We start from the raw sequence: 17,500 nt of genomic DNA on the forward strand, positions 1-17,500 counted from the left end.
CATGCGCCATCCCAGCGCCCCCGGCCTCGTCGCGACGTACAGGATTCAGCTGCGGAACGGCGTCGATCTGGAGGCGGTGCGCGCGCGCATTCCCTGGCTGCAGGCGCTGGGCATCAGCCATATCTACCTCTCGCCGCTGTTCAGCGCCGCGACGGGTTCCACCCATGGCTATGACGTGACCGATCCCAATCGGGTCGATCCGGTGCTCGGCGGTGAGGAGGCCTTTCGCGCGCTGAGCGACGCGGCGCGGGCCGCCGGGCTGGGCATCATATTGGACATCGTGCCCAATCATATGGCGTTTACGCCGGAAAATCCCTTTATCGCCGACATCATGCGGCATGGGCAGGAAAGTCGCTTTGCGCCCCTGTTCGATATCAACTGGGACCGTGGCCCGCTGCAGTTCCCGGTTCTGGACGGGACGCCGGCCGATCTTCTGGACGCAGCGCAGCTGGCCTTCTCGCCCATCGGCAATGATCCGACCCTGCGCGTCTACGACAAGCATTACCCCCTGCGCGCAACACCGCTGACCGAGCGGCTGGCGGGCGGGGAGGCGTTGGACGAAGGCCTGCTGGCGCAGTTGCTCGAGGAACAGCATTGGCAGATCGGCCATTGGCAGGATGATGGCGGCGACATCGTCCACCGGCGCTTCTTCAACGTCACCGATCTGATCGGGGTGCGACAGGAGGACCCCGAGGTCTTTGAGTTCACCCATCGCTGGATTGTGGAGCAAGTTCGGGCCGGGCGCGTCCAGGGCGTCCGCGTCGACCATATCGATGGGCTGGCCCGCCCGCTCAGCTACCTCCGCCGGCTACGCGAGGCGCTGGGCTTCATCCCCATCTGGGTGGAGAAGATCGTCAAGGAAGGCGAGCCGCTGGCGCCGGGCTGGCCGGTCGAGGGCATGAGCGGCTATGAGTTCATGGCGCCGGTCACCCAATTGCTGACCCCGCCGGAAGGGCTGGATGCCTTGGCAGCCGCAGCGCGCGCGCATGTGCCGACGGACTATGCCCTTGAGGTGCGCGGCGTCCGCCGGACGATGCTGTACACCGTCTTTACGCCCGAGTTGGATCGGGTGACCGATGCGGCCATCATGGCGCTGGCCGGATCGCCCGTCGCAGCGCCGGAGGTGCGCGCGGCCATCGTGCAGCTTGCGATGCACTGGCCGGTCTATCGCTCCTACGCCGCCGACGTGATGCCGCCGGGCGACCTTTGCGCGCAGGCTCTCGCCGGTGCGCGTGGCGATCCGCACCCAAGCGGTATGCTGGGGCCCGTGTTCAGTCTGCTGTCTGCCCCGGACGATCCGCTGGCACGGGCCTTCGCGGCCCGGTTCGAACAGCTGACCGGCGCGCTCACCGCCAAGTCGGAGGAGGATACCGTCTTCTATCGGTCCATCGCCTATCTGCCATTTTGCGAGGTGGGCGCCGCCCCGGACCTCCAGCCGATGAACCTTGAGCGCTTTGCGGCGCGCATAAACGAGCGTGCGTCCGAGACGCCCTGCGCGCTCAATGCCCTGTCCACCCATGACACCAAGCGCTCGGCTGATGCCCGGGCCGCGATCATCGCCTTGACCGCCTTCCCGGAGCTGGGCGCGCGCCTCTACGGGGAGGCGCTGGCACGGGCACTGGATCGGGCATTGCCGCCGCGCTGGGGCATCTATGCCATTCAATGCGCGCTGATGATGCTCGATCAGCCGGATGCCGCGCAACGCATTGCGGACCACATGGCCAAGGCCATGCGCGAGGCGAAGCTCGAATCCAGCTATGAGGCGCCGGCACTTGAGATGGAAAACGGCGTGACCGAGCTCGCGCTGTCCCTGATGGCCTCGCTTGAAGACAGCGTGTTGTGGTCGGCCGACGAGCGACAGGCGTTCCTGCAGACATGGGAAGCGCTCATGATGGCGCAGACCGCCCTCCAGATCACCGCGCCCGGGGTGCCGGACATCTATCAGGGCACCGAAATCGTCGCGATCGCCCTGACCGACCCGGACAATCGCCGAGCCGTGGACTGGGACACGATCGCCTCCGGCCCAGCCGGGCGCGATGCCCGCAAGCTAAAGCTGACACAGGACCTGCTCGCGCGCCGCCGGGAGGATGCGGAACTGTTCGCGATGGGCAGCTATCGGCTGGAGCGAACGCCGGAAGGGCTGCGCGTGACCCGGGCATGGCAAAACCGTGCGGTTACCATCGACATTCCCCTGCCCGACCTGATCGCCGGCCCCGATGCGGCGGCGCAAGGCGAGCATGATCGACCCCACGAAACGCAAGGAACCCAATATGGACGATGACCAGTATCAGACGATCAGCAAGCGGGCCTATGAGCTGTGGGAAGCCGAAGGCCGCCCCCATGGGCGTGACCGCGAGCATTGGGAGCAGGTGGAACAGGAAGTCCTGAGCCAGCAGCAACAGCAGGCTGCCTCCGCTCCCGATGATGCTGACCTATCGCTGCCGCAGGAGCAGAGCGAAACGATGGCTGCCGCCAGTTCTCCGGCGTCTACGGCGCTGCCGGCCAAAAAGATATCGGCAGCTGGCCGCGCGAAGAAAGCCAAAACAGCCTGAGGCCGGGCGCTGTGCCTGACGATGAAATTCTAGCCCTGGCGCACGCGGCAGGGCTCGCGATCCACTGGAAGGATGCCGACGGGCTCGCGCATAGCGTGTCGCAGTACACGCTTCGAGCGGTCCTGCAGGCACTGGGCTATGCCGCCGAGACGGATGCGCAGCGGGCGCAGGCTTGGGCCAAGCTGACTGAAGAGGCCGCGCGGAATCCGGACTTTCTGAGTGCGGATGCCGGCCAGCCCGTCCCTTTGCCGGATGGGCTGGCGGCTGAAGCCTCTGCAGAGGTCACCTATGAGGACGGCAGCGCAGGCCGTCTCGCCATCCACGATGGTCAACTGCCGGCCTTCACCGCAATCGGCTATCATCGGGTCGACATCGCAGGCCATGTCTTTACCTTGGCGGTGGCGCCGCCCCGATGCTGCGAGCTGGCAGATCCCGCCATTTGGGGGCCAGCGATCCAGATCCCTTCGCTGCGCGGCGAGAGGATGTACGGCACCTTCGACGACCTGCGCGTGGCGGGCTTCGGCTTTGCAGAGCAAGGCGCCGATCTGCTGGCGATCAGTCCGGTCCATGCGCTGGTGCCCGGTTCCGCTCGCCATTTCAGCCCCTATGCGCCGTCCAGCCGTACCTATCTCAACACCCTGCTGGCCGATGCGCCTGTTTCGCCGCCCGATCATGCCAATGATGAACTGATCGACTGGACCGCAGCCAGGGATGCGGCGCTTCTCAAGCAGCGCGCCACCTTCGCGGCGCTCGACGAGGAGACCCAGCGCGCAGTCTGGGACGAGGGGCAATCCGACCCCGCCCTGATCCGCCAAGCGCTGTTCGACGCGCTCTCGATCGAGTTTCGCGGCCGCCCCTGGCAGCGCTGGCCGGCCGCGTTTCAAAACCCGCAAAGCCCGGCCGTCGACCATTTCGCCCGGAGCCACTGGCAGGAGGTTGCGGTTTACATTCTGGCGCAGACCCAGACCGACCGGATGCTGGGCAAAGTGCAGGCCTCGGCGCGCCAGGCGGGGATGCGCATCGGCCTGATCGCCGACCTCGCCGTCGGGGTCGATCCCGGCGGGAGCGACGTCTGGAGCGATCCGGATGGTTTTCTGCGCGGCCTGACCATCGGCGCCCCGCCCGATCCGCTCGGCCCCGAGGGGCAGAATTGGGGCCTTACCACCTATTCGCCGCACGCCCTGCGCGCGCGGGGCTTCCGCCCATGGATCCGGATGATCCGGGCGGCCCTGCGCCATGCCGGGGGGCTTCGCATCGATCATGCGTTCGGATTGCGTCGCTTGTGGGTCATCCCCGAGGGCGCGCCCAGCACGGAGGGCGTCTATCTCGACTATCCATTCGAGGATCTGCTGCGAATTCTGGCCATCGAAAGTCATCGCAGTCATGCGCTCATCATTGCCGAAGATCTTGGGACCGCGCCCGAGAGCTTCATGGAGGTCATCGCCGCGCGGGGCATATTGGGCATGAGCGTGCTGTGGTTCGAGCGGGACGCCCACGGCAAATTCGCCGCAGCCTCGGCCTATCGTCCGCACAGCGTCGCGATGACCGGCACCCACGACACGCCCACCGTCGCCGGCTGGTGGCGCGCGCGCGATCTGGAATGGCGGCAGAGCCTGCAGCCCGAGACGCCCGCAGACCATGACCGGCGCGCGGAGGAGCGTGAGCATCTGTGGAACCTGCTGGCCGGCGCACCCGAGGCGCTTGCCAGCGTCTCGACCGACAGCGTGGTCGATGCAGCTCTCGCCCACATCGCCCAGGCGCCGACTCCGGTGAAGATCATCTCGATCGAGGATCTGCTGGGCCTTGAGGAACAGCCCAACCTCCCCGGCACGCTCGACGAGCACCCCAATTGGCGCCGCCGCCTACCCGCCACGATCGACGCCCTGCTCCGACGACCGGAGGTCGCGCGCCGCACGAAGATGCTGCGCGATCTTTGCGGGCGCAAGGCGGACACGTCCGTCGATGCCCCCATGTCGACCTGATGAAATTCGGGGATAGCGACCCCATATAGGACTTATCGCAGACACAGATGCGGGAGCAGGCGAGCATGGCCAATGGCTGGGCGCCCGACGGCGCCGTTCAGGATCAGATCGACGACAGCGTGAAAGACGCTCTGGCAACCGCCCGGGCCCGGATGCCATCGGGCCCCGGTACCCTGGCGTGCGAGGAATGCGGCGAGGAAATCCCCGAGGCGCGCAGAAAGGCGCTGCCCGGCGCGCGGACGTGCGTCGCCTGCCAGTCGGCACGCGACAAGCGCCCGGCATTTTCCGCCATCAACCGGCGCGGCAGCAAGGACAGCCAGTTGCGGTGATGCCGCCTGCATGACGATGCTCGACCTGTTCGATACGCCCCTTGTGCCCGGCCTGAACGCACGCGCAGACATCATTGATGCCCGGGAGGAAGCCGCGCTGATCGAGCGGATCGACGCACTGGGCCTGGCGCCTTTCCGGTTCCAGCAGTGGACCGGCAAGCGCCTCACCCACTCCTTTGGATGGCGCTACGATTTCGAGACCGGCAGCTTCGGGACGACCGACCCCATACCCGACTGGCTGCTCCCGCTCAGAGCCCGCGCCGCCCGCTTCGCGGGGCTCGCCGCTGACGATCTCGTCCAGTCGCTGCTGACCCGCTACGACGTGGGGGCCGGCATCGGCTGGCACAGGGATCGGCCGGTGTTCGAGCATGTCGTGGGCATTTCGCTCGGCAGCGACGCGGTGCTGCGGCTGCGCCGGCGCCATGCGGGCGGCTTCGAGCGCGCGAAGCTCGGACTGGCGCCGCGATCGGTCTACCATCTGAGCGGCGAGGTCCGGCACGACTGGGAACACAGCATCGCGCCGATGACACAGCCGCGCTGGTCGATCACCTTCCGCAGCCTATCCGACAAAGGGCGCAGGGGGTAAACCGCAGCGCCGCGCCGTCTACGCGTGCGCGGGGTCTGGCGTGCTCCCGCGTCGGCATTCGGCGTCGACCAAGCCGACCAACCTGTCGAGTGCATGATGACGCACAGCTTTCCAAACGACGTGTAGCTCGACGGGCGGGAAATTCATGGGCAATGGCACGAGCCGCCCGCTCGCCATCTCCTCTTTCACTTCGCTTTCAAAGAGCAGACCGATCCCGCTGCCGGCGAGCGCCATGAGCCGCACGGAGTCCTTCTGCTCGGTTCTGCCGCTGGCGAAAACACCGTGGAGTCCCACGCGGCTGAGCCTTTCCAGCACCCGCCGTTCGAGCGCGGTGTTTTTGGGCGGCAGGATGAAGCCGGCTGAGGCGATCTCGGCGGGACTGGGAGAGCCGATTTGCGCCAGCGGATGCGAGGGGGCGACAAAGAGACCGGCAGGGAGGACGCCGATTCTTTTCGACGGCAAAGACACCGCTTCGCCCTCGGTCATCAGAAACCCAGCCGCAACCTCGCCGCACTCGACGAGCGCGATAATGTCCTCATTCGTGCCACGCAGGATGGAGACAGCGAGATCGGTATTTTCTCGCTCGAGCTGAATGACTGCGTTGCGCAGCCACTGATCGATAATGTGCGGTCGAGCGGCGACTCGCAGCTCAGTGATCGGGGAATGGGACATGCGACCGACCATGCCCATCAGCAGGTGGGCTTGTTGGACGATGTCGCGTGCGGGCTGGAGCAGTTGCAGAGCCTCACTGGTCAAAGCCGCCCTCGCCCCGCGTCTATTATGCAGGAGCGACAAACCGGTCTCCCGCTCAAGGCCAGCAAGCAGCGAGCTGGCGGCCGCCTGAGAGATATCCAGCCGTAAAGACGCAGCGCTGATGCTCCCGCTGTCCGCCAGCGCGATCAGCGCTTCCAGTTGCCGCAGGGTGAACATGCTGTACCTCCGCCCAAGCCATAACTTTACCTTATAGGTTTCGTAGCCTTAGATGCATTGCTCGAGCACGTCATCCGACAAATAGGACGGATAAAAGAACTCTTAGGGCAGATGCAATCCATTGGGAGGTTACCGAGGTCGCCGATGCCTTCCATCTACACGGGCGACATCCCTAAGGTGCAGTGCCGTTTTTCCGCAGAGTCACAAGCCGCAACGACCAGCGAACTGAGGGATGCACGACATGATCACGAGCCGACTGATTTCGACGTCCTGCCTCACCTGCATCTGCGCGAGCAGCGCGGCGCTGGCGCAGGCGCAACCTGCAGGGCCTGGACAAGAAGAGGGGCGATCCGCAACGGCCCAGACGGCGGGCGCGATCTTGCCAGCGCCGGAACAGCGCTTTGAAGGCAAGATCGGCCGCACGCTGGCGCAGTCCGATCCGCCGAAATATGCGCCGCTGCCCAAGCCGCCTGCCGGCGCGCCGAACGTTCTGGTCATCATCACCGACGATGTCGGCTTCGGCGCCACCACCCCGTTCGGCGGCCCGGTCCCGACACCGACCTTCGAGGCACTCGCCCATGATGGGCTGCGCTACAACCGCTTCCATACGACGGCGCTCTGCGCGCCGACCCGGGCCTCACTGCTGACCGGCCGCAATCCGCATCGCGTCGGCTTTGGCGCCATTACAGAAATGGGCACGGGCTATCCCGGTTACACGACGATCCTGCCCAAGAGCGCAGCGACGGTGGGCGAGGTGCTGCGCCAGCATGGCTATGGCACAGCGTGGTTCGGCAAGAACCACAATACCCCGGAATGGGAACAGAGTGCCGCCGGTCCCTTCGACCGCTGGCCCAACGGGCTGGGCTTCGACTATTTCTATGGCTTCATGGGCGGCGCGACCAGCCTGTGGAACCCCTCCCTGTTCGAGAACCAGCTTCCGCTCGCCCGCGGAAATTTCCCGCCGGGCTATCATCTTGAGCGCGACATGGCCGATCACGCGATCGAATGGGTCCGCATGCAGGGGATTTCGGCACCCGGTCGGCCCTTCTTCATGCTCTATGCACCGGGCACCTCGCACAGCCCTCACCATGCCCCGGCCGACTGGATCTCGCGGTTCAAGGGCCAGTTCGATCAGGGCTGGGACAAGATGCGCGAGCAGATTCTGGCGCGGCAGATCGCGGCCGGCGTCGTCCCGGCCGGCACCAAGCTGACGCCGCGCCCCGCCTCCATTCCCGCCTGGGACACGCTCGGCCCGGACGAGCGGCGGCTCTACGCCCGGATGATGGAGACCTACGCAGGCGCCCTCTCCTATGCGGATCACCAGATCGGCCGGGTCATCGAGACGCTGCGGTCTTCCGGCCAGCTTGAGAACACGCTCGTCATCTACATCCAGGGTGACAATGGCGGGAGCGGCGAAGGCGGCCTGAACGGATCAACAAACGACATCGCGGCGATCAACGGGATGCGCCCCGATCTCCCGACAATGCTCGGCCAGATCGACAAGCTGGGCGGCCCGGAACTCTATAATAATTACCCCGTCGGCTGGGCCTGGGCGATGAACGCGCCGTTCCAGTGGACCAAGCAGGTTGCCTCCCATCTCGGTGGCACGCGCAATGGCCTGGTGGTGTCCTGGCCTGCGCGGATCAAGGCGCATGGCGAAGTGCGCACGCAGTTCCACCATGTCGCGGACATCGTCCCGACCATCTATGAAGCTGTGGGCATCACGCCGCCCGAGCAGGTGGACGGGGTGACGCAGATGCCGCTTGATGGCATCAGCATGGCCTATAGTTTCGGGCAGGCCAATGCGCCGGACCGCCGCCACGAGCAGATTTTCGAACTGCAAGGCAATGCCGGCCTGTACCGCGACGGCTGGTTCCTGAGCAGCACCCCGACCCGCGCACCGTGGGATTTCGCTGGCCCCGGCGGCCTGCCCACCGACAATGGCTGGGAGCTCTATAATCTCTCCGAGGACTTCTCCCAGTCGCGCAATCTGGCGGCGCAGGAGCCGGCGCGGCTGAAATCGATGATCGAGCAGTTCTGGGCGGACGCCAAGAGCGGGGACATTCTGCCGCTCGACAACCGCTCCTTCGCGCGCTGGTCGAGCCGCAATCGCCCCACGCTGCTGGCCGGGGAGACACGCTTCACCTACCAGCCCACGTCACGGCCGATCACCGGCCCCGGCTTCCCTGATCTGGCCGGCCGCTCCTGGCGGGCAGAGGCGGATATCGCCCTTGCGAAAGGCATACGCGCCGAGGGCACGCTGGTCATGAACGGCAGCCGTTATGGCGGCTGGAGCCTCTACATGACAGGCGGCCGACCGACCTTCCTCTACAAGGCCTCGGATTCGCCCGGCGACATTCTGCGCCTGCAGGGCCCTGCCCTTCCCGCCGGCAAACACCGCATCTCGGTTGCGGTGACCGACAATGGGCAGGGCAAGCCCGGCGATGCGGTGCTGCACGTGGATGGCGTCACTGTAGGCCAGGGTCCGATCAAGCGGACCATTCCCGCCATCGTTCGCGGCGGCGGCGCCATCGGGCGCAGCTTCGACACGCTGGACGGCAGCTTCACGGCCCCCTTCGCTTTCAACGGACAATTGGACAATGTGACGATCGAAGTGGCGCCGGACTAGACGCTCGCGACCTCGGAAGGACCTGATCTGAGCCAGCCTCCCGAAGCTAGCGCAGGTCAACGCCCATCGCTCTCCCAACCGCCGCCCAGCACCTGATACAGGGTAACCAGGGCGTTGAGCTGATCGGCACGCAGTTGCACCAGCGCGAGGTCGGCGGAGAGCAAGGCGCGTTGCGCGTCGAGCTCTTCAAGATAGCTGCTGTAGCCCGCACGATAGCGGTTGGTCGCATGACGCAATGCGTCGGCAATGGCTGCCCTTTGCGCCTCGGCGCTCGCGCGCTGCTGGCGGAGGCTGGAGACGTTGCCCAGAGCGTTCTCCACCTCACCAAATGCCGTCAGGGCCGTCTTGCGATAGGCAAAGGCAGCCTGATCGCGGCGGGCGGCGGCCGTTTCCACGCCGGCGCGCAAGCGCCCGCCCTCGAACAAGGGCGCCAGCACGCTCCCGCCGACGGACCAGATTGTCACCGGGTTCGCCAGCGCGCTGCTGAAGACCGCGCCCGCCGCAGCAGACAGGCGAAGACTCGGCAGGAACTGCTTGCGCGCGGCTGACAGGGTGGAATCCGATGCGGCCAGAGCGAACTCGGCCTGCGCGATGTCGGGACGGCGGCGCAGCAACTCGGACGGCAGCCCCTGATCGGGCACGGGCGGCGCAACAAGGGCGTCGAGCGATCCGCCGCGCTGGATCACCCCCGGCCCATCCCCGGTCAACAGGCGCAGGGCATTCTCCTGCCGCAGGATCGCCAGATCGACCTGTGGGAGGATGATGGCTGCCGCCTGATATTCCGCCTCGGCCTGGCGCAGCTCCAGCTGAGAGGTGTAGCCGGCCTCGGCGCGGGAGCGGGCAATGCGAAGGCTTTCGGCCCGCGCCGTGATCGTCCGGCGGACCACGTCGCGACGCGCATCGAGGGCCAGCAGCGTGATGTAGCCCGATGCCGTGGCCGCACTGACCGAAAGCGCCGTCGCGTCGCGCGCAGCCTGACTGGCCAACCAGGCCGATCTCGCGGCCGATGTCTGATCGTCGATCCTGCCGAACAGATCGATTTCATAGGCTACCTGCAGCGCAGGCTGGGCGCTGGTGCCCTCGGTCGCCTGGCCAAACGGGTTGAGCGATCGGCCGTGGGAGCCGGCGGCGGTCGCATCCAGCGTGGGGAAAAGCTGGGCGCGCGCCAGCCGCTCCTGCGCCCGCGCTTCGCGGACCCGCGCGGCAGCGATAGCAATGTCGACATTGTTGGCGATCGCGGTCTCAACCAGCTGCGTCAGCGCGGGATCATTGAATGCCCGCCACCAGCCGGCATCGACCTCTCCGTCCCCCACCACGGCGTTTTGCCAGCCGGCAGGCGGCGTCACGGTGGCCGAGGAGGGCAGCGGCGTCGGTGGCGCCATGCAGCCGGACAGGCAGGCGACGCCCAGCAAGGCGATGGCCGGCCGCATCACCTGTGACCTGCCGTATCGACCCTAGCCTGGACGGACATGCCCGGCCTCAGCCGCGCATAGAGGGGGTCTTTGGCATCCGGGGCAATCCGCACCGTGATGCGCTGCGGCACCTTCACGAAATTGCCGGTGGCATTGTCGGATCGGATCACCTGAAACTCGTTGCCGGCGGCGGGCGCCAGCCGCTCGACTCTGCCGTGGATCACGGCGCCATCGAGCGCATCGACCCGCAGCCGCACGCTCTGGCCCGGCGCCATATGGGCCGTCTGCGCTTCCTTGAAGTTCGCAGCCACCCAGACGAAGGGCGGCACGAGGAAGGTCAGCTGCGAGCCGGCCGTGACATATTGCCCCAGCCGCACGCCCACCTCGCCCAGCCGCCCATCCTGCGGGGCGCGAATGATCGTGTTGGCGAGATCGATCTCGGCGAGGCGCAGGGCCGCCTGCGCCGCATCGACATTGGCGCGCAGGCCACCGCGCCCCACCGTCACCGTGCGGACCTGCTCGCTCGCCACCTGCTGCTGCGCCTGCGCCTGCAGCACGGCCGCTTCTGCCTGCCGCAACGCCGCCAGAGTCTGGTCCCGCTCGCGCAGGGAGACGGAGCCCTGGCTGACGAGATCATTCACCCGGCGCATATCGGCCTGCGCGCGGGCCAGTTGCGCCTTGGCGTTGGCCACGCTGGCGGCTTGCCCCGCAAGCTGAGCCTGGCTCGACGCTTCGCTCTGGCTGCTATTGGCCAGATTGGCGCGTTGCGTGGCGAGTTGGGCCTGCGCCTGCGCCACTCTCTGGCGATAGATCCGGTCGTCGATGCGCGCGAGGACCTGCCCCTTGCGGACCTGCTCATAATCCTGAACCTGCACCTCCACGACATAGCCGTTCACCTGTGGCGCGATGACCGTGGTCTGGCCGCGCACATAGGCATTGTCCGTCGTCTGAACATCCGAGGAAAAAGGCGGCAGGCCCCAGGCGTAAAGCACGATGAGAATGCCGACGACGATGAACAGGACGGCCAGCAGCGTCACCCTTCGGCCGGCTTGCGGGGGCGCCCAGCCGCGCTTCGGCGCGCTGGCCACGGGGGTGGTGTCATTGGGCACTTCCACCGGATCTTCCAGACGGTCGGTCCGGTTCGATGGGCGCGAATGTTCGGCGGGTGTGTCACTCATGATTGGGCCCTGGTCCTCATTGCCGCCAAGGCCGCAAGCTCTTCGGCCAGAGGGGTAATGCCTTTGCGACGATAATAGATCCACCGCGCGCCGAGATACACAAAGGCGAGCGTCGCCAGCGCACCGACCAGCATGAACACATCGTTGAACGCCAGGATATTGGCTTCCCGCGCGACCTGCTGGGAGAGGAGGATGCTGCCCTCCGCCTGACGCAAGGCCGGATCGCCCAGCGTTCGTGCATAGGCGCCGCCAAGCTGCTGGATGCGCTGCGCCACTTGCGGATCGGTGCCCACGAGCGACTGGACCAGCATTTCGGAATGGAAGCGCTCGCGAATGATCTGGAAGCTGCCCAACAGGGCCGCCCCGCCGATGCCGCCCAATTGCTGCGAAATGCCGAATACGGCCGAAAAGCTGACGATATGACTCGGCCCCTTGGCGAGCGCCTGCAGGATGCCCGCCATGAGCGTTGGCCCCATGAAGTAGATCGCAGCGAAGGAAATCATCGCCTGCGTCACATAAAGCTGCGCCGGGCGCGTGAGATTGCTGGACTGGGTGTCGAAGAACGCGGCGAGGGCGATGAGTGCACAGGAGATGATCACAGGTTTAAGCAGGTCCGTCGGCTTGAGCGTTTTCAGGCTCACCGCCAGCCCGAATATGGTCGCCAGCGTGACCACCGTGTAGAAACCGACCAGCTGGTCCTGCCCCATGCCCAGCACGTTCAGCAGGCCACTGGCGCCGACATTCTGCTCGCCGAGCAGCACCCGCATGCTGGCGGCGATGACGGCGAAGCGGACGATCGCAGCACTACCCATCCAGCGCGTGTTGAGCAGGGGATTGGCGCGGTTGTGCTCCACGATCACCGCCGCGCCGATCAGCAGGATCGCGCCCGCCAGCGCATAGCCCAGCCACTGCGTCGACCACCAGACGATGCGCCCCTGCACGAGCACGGCGGAGAGCAGGGCTATGCCGGGGGCGAACAAGGCGAAGGTCAGGAAATCCAGCGGCTCGAAGGCGTCGATGCGCTCGCTGGGCGGCAGGCGCAGCAGCCACACCCCGGCGAGGCAGAGCAATGTAAGGCCGAACTCGAACAGGTACAGGTTCTGCACATCGCCATGGATGAGCAATGCCGGAGAGATCACCCGAGCGAGCGGGGTTGCGATCTGCGAGACGCCGACGCCCAGCACCAGCCCGCCCAGCCGCGCCTCCGCCTTCATCGATTGCATGATGTAGAACAGCGCCATCGTGGACAGGCCGCTTGCGACGATACCGCTGCCCGCGCGCACGAAGAGTTCCAGACCATAGCTGTGCACGAACAGTTGCAGCGTGTTGAGCACGAGAAAGCCGATCAGCACGATCCGCACAAAGCGCTGGATGCCGAATTGCTGGCGGAACTTGATGAGCAGCAGGCTCATGCAGACATTGGTCATCGTATAGGCAGCAGTCAGCCAGCCGGCTTCCACGCTGGTCAGCCCGAGCGCCCCCTGGATCTGGGGCAGGTTCGCCATCAGCAGCCCGTTGATGAAGCCACCCGTGAGGCCGAGCAGCACGCCGATCAGCAAATATCCCAGACGGCGCCGGCCTGGATGGTAGGGCGTCGCCGGAGACCCCGGCATCATCGGCCGCTCGTGCGGCTCGAACTGATATTCCGACTCTTCAGACCGTCTGCTCAACCACGGGCCTTTCCATGCCTGCCTCTATCCTCGGACGGATATCTGAAGACTGCAATGCAAAGTGTTCAGCGCGCGGATCGTTCCAGGGTTGGCGGTCTGTCGGCCAGTCCAGCGCGCTGCGGGGCCCAGACCTGCGCGATTCATATGCAAATACTATGCGGATCGCCTTTCCTGTCTCTCGAATTCAAATGCGGCTCTGCCTTATTTGACCTGCGGCACATGATTCGGCGCCGCATCTCCTGCGGTCTCCGACGTCGTGCAGGAGAACGATCATGCAGGATATGCTCTGGTTGGGGCTCACCCTCGGCTTGCTGGCCACAACGCTCGGTTACGCAGCGCTGTGCGACAAGGCGTAGGGAGGCGGCCATGACCATCGACCATTGGCTGGCCGCTGCGACCGCGGTCGGCCTGCTCTTCTATCTGGTGGCCGTGCTCGCACGCCCCGAACGCTTCTGATCGGGGAGCGACATCATGACAGTTCAGGGATGGATCATGATCCTCGCCTTTGTCGGCATATTGCTGGCACTGGCCAAACCCGTCGGCCTGTGGCTCTTCGCGCTCTATGAAGGGCGGCGGACGCCGCTCCATGGCCTGCTCGGGCCACTGGAGCGCGGCTTCTACCGGCTGGCGGGCATCGACCCGCAGCAGGAGCAGGGCTGGCGCCGCTATGCCGTCCACATGCTCATGTTCAACGCCACTCTCCTGGTCTTCACTTATGCGATCCTGCGCTTGCAGGGCCTGCTGCCCCTCAACCCGCTGGGCCATCCGGGGGTGAGCCAGCCGCTCGCCTTCAACACGGCAATCAGCTTCGCGACCAACACCAACTGGCAAAATTATGGCGGTGAGTCGACGATGTCGCCCCTTAGCCAGATGCTCGGCCTGACGATCCACAACTTCCTGTCGGCAGCGACCGGCATCGCGCTGGCCTTTGCGCTGTTCCGCGGGTTCGCGCAGCGGGAAGCCCAGGGGATCGGCAATTTCTGGGCCGATGTGACGCGGGTGACGCTCTATCTGCTGCTGCCGCTCTGCTGCGTCATCGCGCTCTTCTATATCGCGAGCGGCGTGCCGCAGACGCTGGCGGGGTCAGTCGATGTAACGACGCTGGAAGGCGCGAGGCAGACACTCGCGCTGGGGCCGGTCGCCTCGCAGGAAGCGATCAAGATGCTCGGCACCAATGGCGGCGGCTTTTTCAATGCCAACTCCGCGCATCCGTTCGAGAACCCGACGGCGCTCGTCAACTTCGTCCAGATGCTCTCGATCTTCGTGATCGGGGTCGGTCTCACCTATACCTTCGGCAAGGCTGTCGGGAACAGTCGCCAGGGCTGGGCGATCCTTGCCGCCATGATGCTGCTCTTCCTGGCCGGAACGACGATCACCTACTGGCAGGAGGCAGCGGGCAACCCCATCCTGCACGGCCTCGGCATCGCCGGCGGCAATATGGAGGGCAAGGAAGTCCGCTTCGGCATCGCCGCCTCCGCGCTCTTTTCCGTCGTCACCACGGCGGCCTCCTGCGGCGCGGTCAATGCGATGCATGACAGCTTCACCGCGCTTGGTGGCCTGATCCCGCTCTTCAACATGCAATTGGGTGAGGTCGTTGTCGGTGGCGTCGGCGCTGGCATCTATGGCTTCCTGCTGTTCGCCATCCTCGCAGTGTTCGTCGCGGGGCTGATGGTCGGGCGAACCCCGGAATATGTCGGCAAGAAGATCGAGGCCCGCGAGGTCAAGCTCGCGGTTCTCGCCATCGCCGTGCTGCCGCTCATGATCCTGGGCTTCACGGCCATCGCTTCGGTCACCGAGGCCGGGCTGGCCGGCCCGCTCAACAAGGGACCGCACGGCTTTTCCGAGATTCTCTACGCCTTCACCAGCGCGGTGGCGAACAATGGATCGGCCTTTGCCGGCCTCTCGGCCAACACGCCTTTCTACAATGGCATTCTGGGCGTCGCCATCTGGGTCGGCCGCTTCTTCGTCATCGTGCCCATGCTGGCGATTGCCGGCGGGCTGGCGGCGAAGACCTCTACGCCGGAGACGGCGGGCAGTTTTCCGACCACCGGGCCGCTCTGGACCGGCCTGCTGGTGGGAATCGTGCTGATCGTCGGCGGCCTCACCTTCCTGCCCAGCCTCGCCCTTGGTCCCATCGCCGATCATCTTGCGATGATCCGTGGCCAGCTTTTCTGATTGGAGCCCCTCCATGGCACGCCAAGCGTCCCCATCGCTCTTCACGGCCGATCTGATCGTCCCGGCGATCACGGACTCGGTCCGCAAACTGAACCCGCGCCAGCTCATCCGTAACCCGGTGATGTTCACGACCGCCATCGTGGCGGTGCTCCTGACGGCGCTGCTCATCGTCGGTCAGGATGGCCTTGCCGCCAGCTTCAAGCTCCAGCTCGTCATCTGGCTGTGGCTGACCGTCCTGTTCGGCACCTTCGCCGAAGCGCTGGCCGAAGGTCGCGGCAAGGCGCAGGCGGCGTCCCTGCGCGCGACCAAGGCGGACCTCATCGCCCGCCGCCTGAAGAACGGCCAGGAGCCCGAGACCGTGCCGGCCAGCGCGCTGCGGGCCGGCGACATCGTAGTGGTCGGGACGGGCGATCTCATCCCATCGGACGGCGAGGTGGTGTCTGGCGTCGCCTCGGTCAACGAGGCCGCGATCACCGGCGAGTCCGCACCGGTCATCCGTGAGGCGGGCGGAGACCGGTCGGCGGTGACGGCGGGCACCCGCGTCATCTCGGACGAGATCCAGGTGCGCGTCACCGTCAATCCCGGCCAGGGATTTCTCGACCGTATGATCGCCCTGGTGGAAGGCGCCGAACGGCAGAAGACGCCGAACGAAATCGCGCTGACGCTGCTGCTGGTCGGCCTCACCATCATCTTCCTGATCGCGGTCGGCACCATTCCCGGTTTCGCCAGCTATGCCGGCGGCGCCATTCCGGTGTCGATCCTTGCGGCCCTTCTGATCACGCTCATTCCGACGACCATCGCCGCTTTGCTCTCGGCCATCGGCATCGCCGGAATGGACCGCCTCGTTCGCTTCAATGTGCTGGCCAAGTCCGGCCGGGCTGTTGAGGCGGCCGGCGATATCGACGTGTTGCTGCTCGACAAGACCGGCACGATCACGGTCGGTGACAGGCAGGCGACGGCATTCCGGCCAGTCGGCGGGGCGACGCCGGCCCAGTTGGCCGAAGCCGCCCTGCTGGCCAGTCTGGCCGATGAGACGCCGGAAGGCCGCTCGATCGTGGCGCTCGCGCGCGAGAAATTCGGTGAGGCGGCCCAAGCCCTGCCGGCCGATGCGCAGGTGATCCCCTTCACTGCGCAAACCCGGATTTCCGGCGTGGTCACGGGCGACACCACAGTCATCAAGGGCGCCGTCGATGCTGTCCTGAATGCCATGGCAGGCCCGGACAAAAGCCCCGCGGTGGCGGAACTGCGGCGCATCACCGACGAGATCGCCCGCGCCGGCGGCACGCCGTTGGCCGTCGCCAAGGACGGCGAGCTTCTGGGGGCAATCTTCCTCAAGGATGTGGTCAAGGCGGGCATCCGCGAGCGCTTCGGCGAACTGCGCAATATGGGCATCCGCACGGTGATGATTACCGGCGATAATCCGCTGACCGCCGCATCGATCGCCGCCGAGGCGGGGGTCGACGATTTCCTGGCTCAGGCGACACCGGAGGACAAGCTGGCGTTGATCCGCAAGGAGCAGCAAGGCGGCCGCCTCGTCGCCATGTGCGGTGACGGCACCAACGATGCGCCCGCGCTGGCGCAGGCCGATGTCGGCGTCGCCATGAACACCGGCACGCAGGCGGCGCGCGAGGCAGGCAACATGGTCGATCTCGACAGCGACCCCACCAAGCTGATCGAGATCGTCGGCCTCGGCAAGCAGTTGCTGATGACCCGGGGGGCGCTCACCACTTTCTCCGTCGCGAATGATGTCGCCAAATATTTCGCGATCATCCCGGCCATGTTCGTCGTGCTTTATCCGGGGCTGGGCGTGCTCAACGTCATGGGCCTCGCGACGCCGCAGAGCGCCATCCTGTCAGCGATCATCTTCAACGCCCTCATCATCCCGCTGCTGGTGCCCCTCGCGCTCAAGGGGGTGACCTACAAGCCGATCGGCGCCGGTCCGCTGCTGGCGCGCAATCTCGCCATCTACGGCCTGGGCGGCCTGATCGCGCCCTTCGCCGGCATCAAGCTCATCGACCTGGCCGTCAACGGCCTTGGCCTCGCCTGAGGAACAGACG

General features: G+C 66.2%; 13 protein-coding genes. 9 read left to right on the forward strand and 4 right to left on the reverse strand.

Annotation, left to right across the window (positions count from 1 at the left end; translation table 11 throughout):
* Position 1 precedes the first annotated feature (1 nt).
* From treY to M2333_RS11970, 5 genes are all read left to right on the forward strand, one after another.
* Entirely contained in the window at positions 2-2,281 is a 2,280-nt protein-coding gene (gene treY, locus M2333_RS11950; RefSeq protein WP_264611912.1) for a malto-oligosyltrehalose synthase, read from the forward strand.
* On the forward strand, positions 2,271-2,552 hold the full coding sequence (locus M2333_RS11955; RefSeq protein ID WP_264611913.1) for a DUF2934 domain-containing protein: 282 nt from the start codon (positions 2,271-2,273) through the stop codon (positions 2,550-2,552). The genes treY and M2333_RS11955 overlap by 11 nt, the downstream gene beginning before the upstream one ends.
* A gap of 11 nt (positions 2,553-2,563) precedes the next feature.
* Positions 2,564-4,534 carry a 4-alpha-glucanotransferase gene (malQ, locus tag M2333_RS11960; protein ID WP_264611914.1) on the forward strand — a complete coding sequence of 657 codons (1,971 nt, stop codon included), beginning with the start codon at positions 2,564-2,566 and terminating at the stop codon, positions 4,532-4,534.
* 65 nt (positions 4,535-4,599) lie between these two features.
* Complete coding sequence (locus M2333_RS11965; RefSeq protein ID WP_264595277.1) at positions 4,600-4,863, forward strand: DksA/TraR family C4-type zinc finger protein; 264 nt, start codon at positions 4,600-4,602, stop codon at positions 4,861-4,863.
* A 16-nt stretch (positions 4,864-4,879) separates the two neighbouring features.
* Positions 4,880-5,449 (forward strand): alpha-ketoglutarate-dependent dioxygenase AlkB, encoded by a 570-nt coding sequence (locus M2333_RS11970; RefSeq protein ID WP_264612618.1) that lies wholly within the window; start codon positions 4,880-4,882, stop codon positions 5,447-5,449.
* Positions 5,450-5,467: 18 nt separating this feature from the next.
* On the opposite strand, the gene M2333_RS11975 is transcribed toward M2333_RS11970, so the two are convergent.
* Positions 5,468-6,379: a LysR family transcriptional regulator gene (locus M2333_RS11975; RefSeq protein WP_264611915.1), complete on the reverse strand. Its 912-nt coding sequence runs from the start codon at positions 6,377-6,379 to the stop codon at positions 5,468-5,470.
* 241 nt (positions 6,380-6,620) lie between these two features.
* Here M2333_RS11975 and M2333_RS11980 point away from each other — a divergent pair, with 241 nt between their 5' ends.
* Positions 6,621-9,008 (forward strand): arylsulfatase, encoded by a 2,388-nt coding sequence (locus M2333_RS11980; RefSeq protein WP_264611916.1) that lies wholly within the window; start codon positions 6,621-6,623, stop codon positions 9,006-9,008.
* A 56-nt stretch (positions 9,009-9,064) separates the two neighbouring features.
* Here the strand turns inward: M2333_RS11980 and M2333_RS11985 are convergent, their stop codons facing one another.
* The 3 genes from M2333_RS11985 to M2333_RS11995 are packed head-to-tail and all read right to left on the reverse strand — an operon-like array spanning position 9,065 to position 13,268.
* Entirely contained in the window at positions 9,065-10,438 is a 1,374-nt protein-coding gene (locus M2333_RS11985) for an efflux transporter outer membrane subunit (RefSeq protein ID WP_264611917.1), read from the reverse strand.
* Positions 10,438-11,598 (reverse strand): HlyD family secretion protein, encoded by a 1,161-nt coding sequence (locus tag M2333_RS11990; protein ID WP_264611918.1) that lies wholly within the window; start codon positions 11,596-11,598, stop codon positions 10,438-10,440. The genes M2333_RS11985 and M2333_RS11990 overlap by 1 nt, the downstream gene beginning before the upstream one ends.
* Positions 11,595-13,268 (reverse strand): MFS transporter, encoded by a 1,674-nt coding sequence (locus M2333_RS11995; RefSeq protein WP_264611919.1) that lies wholly within the window; start codon positions 13,266-13,268, stop codon positions 11,595-11,597. Before M2333_RS11995 ends, M2333_RS11990 begins: the two co-directional genes overlap by 4 nt.
* Positions 13,269-13,634: 366 nt before the next feature.
* On the opposite strand from M2333_RS11995, the gene M2333_RS12000 reads away from it, so the two are divergent.
* The 3 genes from M2333_RS12000 to kdpB are packed head-to-tail and all read left to right on the forward strand — an operon-like array spanning position 13,635 to position 17,490.
* Positions 13,635-13,724, forward strand: a complete 90-nt coding sequence (locus tag M2333_RS12000) for a potassium-transporting ATPase subunit F (RefSeq protein WP_181560703.1) — start codon at positions 13,635-13,637, stop codon at positions 13,722-13,724.
* Between the two features lie 15 nt (positions 13,725-13,739).
* Positions 13,740-15,443 carry a potassium-transporting ATPase subunit KdpA gene (gene kdpA / locus M2333_RS12005; protein ID WP_264611920.1) on the forward strand — a complete coding sequence of 568 codons (1,704 nt, stop codon included), beginning with the start codon at positions 13,740-13,742 and terminating at the stop codon, positions 15,441-15,443.
* A 13-nt stretch (positions 15,444-15,456) separates the two neighbouring features.
* The gene (kdpB, locus tag M2333_RS12010) at positions 15,457-17,490 is read left to right on the forward strand and encodes a potassium-transporting ATPase subunit KdpB (protein ID WP_264611921.1); all 2,034 of its coding nucleotides are present in this window, start codon (positions 15,457-15,459) and stop codon (positions 17,488-17,490) included.
* Positions 17,491-17,500: the final 10 nt, after the last annotated feature.

It is taken from the genome of Sphingobium sp. B11D3B (assembly GCF_025961735.1).
GTDB lineage: Bacteria > Pseudomonadota > Alphaproteobacteria > Sphingomonadales > Sphingomonadaceae > Sphingobium.

Bases quoted from the DNA above. Each gene is read 5' to 3' on its own strand.
- treY (WP_264611912.1), top strand. From the start codon at position 2: ATGCGCCATCCCAGCGCCCCCGGCCTCGTCGCGACGTACAGGATTCAG.
- M2333_RS11955 (WP_264611913.1), top strand. From the start codon at position 2,271: ATGGACGATGACCAGTATCAGACGATCAGCAAGCGGGCCTATGAGCTG.
- M2333_RS11965 (WP_264595277.1), top strand. From the start codon at position 4,600: ATGGCCAATGGCTGGGCGCCCGACGGCGCCGTTCAGGATCAGATCGAC.
- M2333_RS11970 (WP_264612618.1), top strand. From the start codon at position 4,880: ATGCTCGACCTGTTCGATACGCCCCTTGTGCCCGGCCTGAACGCACGC.
- M2333_RS11975 (WP_264611915.1), bottom strand. From the start codon at position 6,379: ATGTTCACCCTGCGGCAACTGGAAGCGCTGATCGCGCTGGCGGACAGC.
- M2333_RS11980 (WP_264611916.1), top strand. From the start codon at position 6,621: ATGATCACGAGCCGACTGATTTCGACGTCCTGCCTCACCTGCATCTGC.
- M2333_RS11985 (WP_264611917.1), bottom strand. From the start codon at position 10,438: ATGCGGCCGGCCATCGCCTTGCTGGGCGTCGCCTGCCTGTCCGGCTGC.
- M2333_RS11990 (WP_264611918.1), bottom strand. From the start codon at position 11,598: ATGAGTGACACACCCGCCGAACATTCGCGCCCATCGAACCGGACCGAC.
- M2333_RS12000 (WP_181560703.1), top strand. From the start codon at position 13,635: ATGACCATCGACCATTGGCTGGCCGCTGCGACCGCGGTCGGCCTGCTC.
- kdpA (WP_264611920.1), top strand. From the start codon at position 13,740: ATGACAGTTCAGGGATGGATCATGATCCTCGCCTTTGTCGGCATATTG.
- kdpB (WP_264611921.1), top strand. From the start codon at position 15,457: ATGGCACGCCAAGCGTCCCCATCGCTCTTCACGGCCGATCTGATCGTC.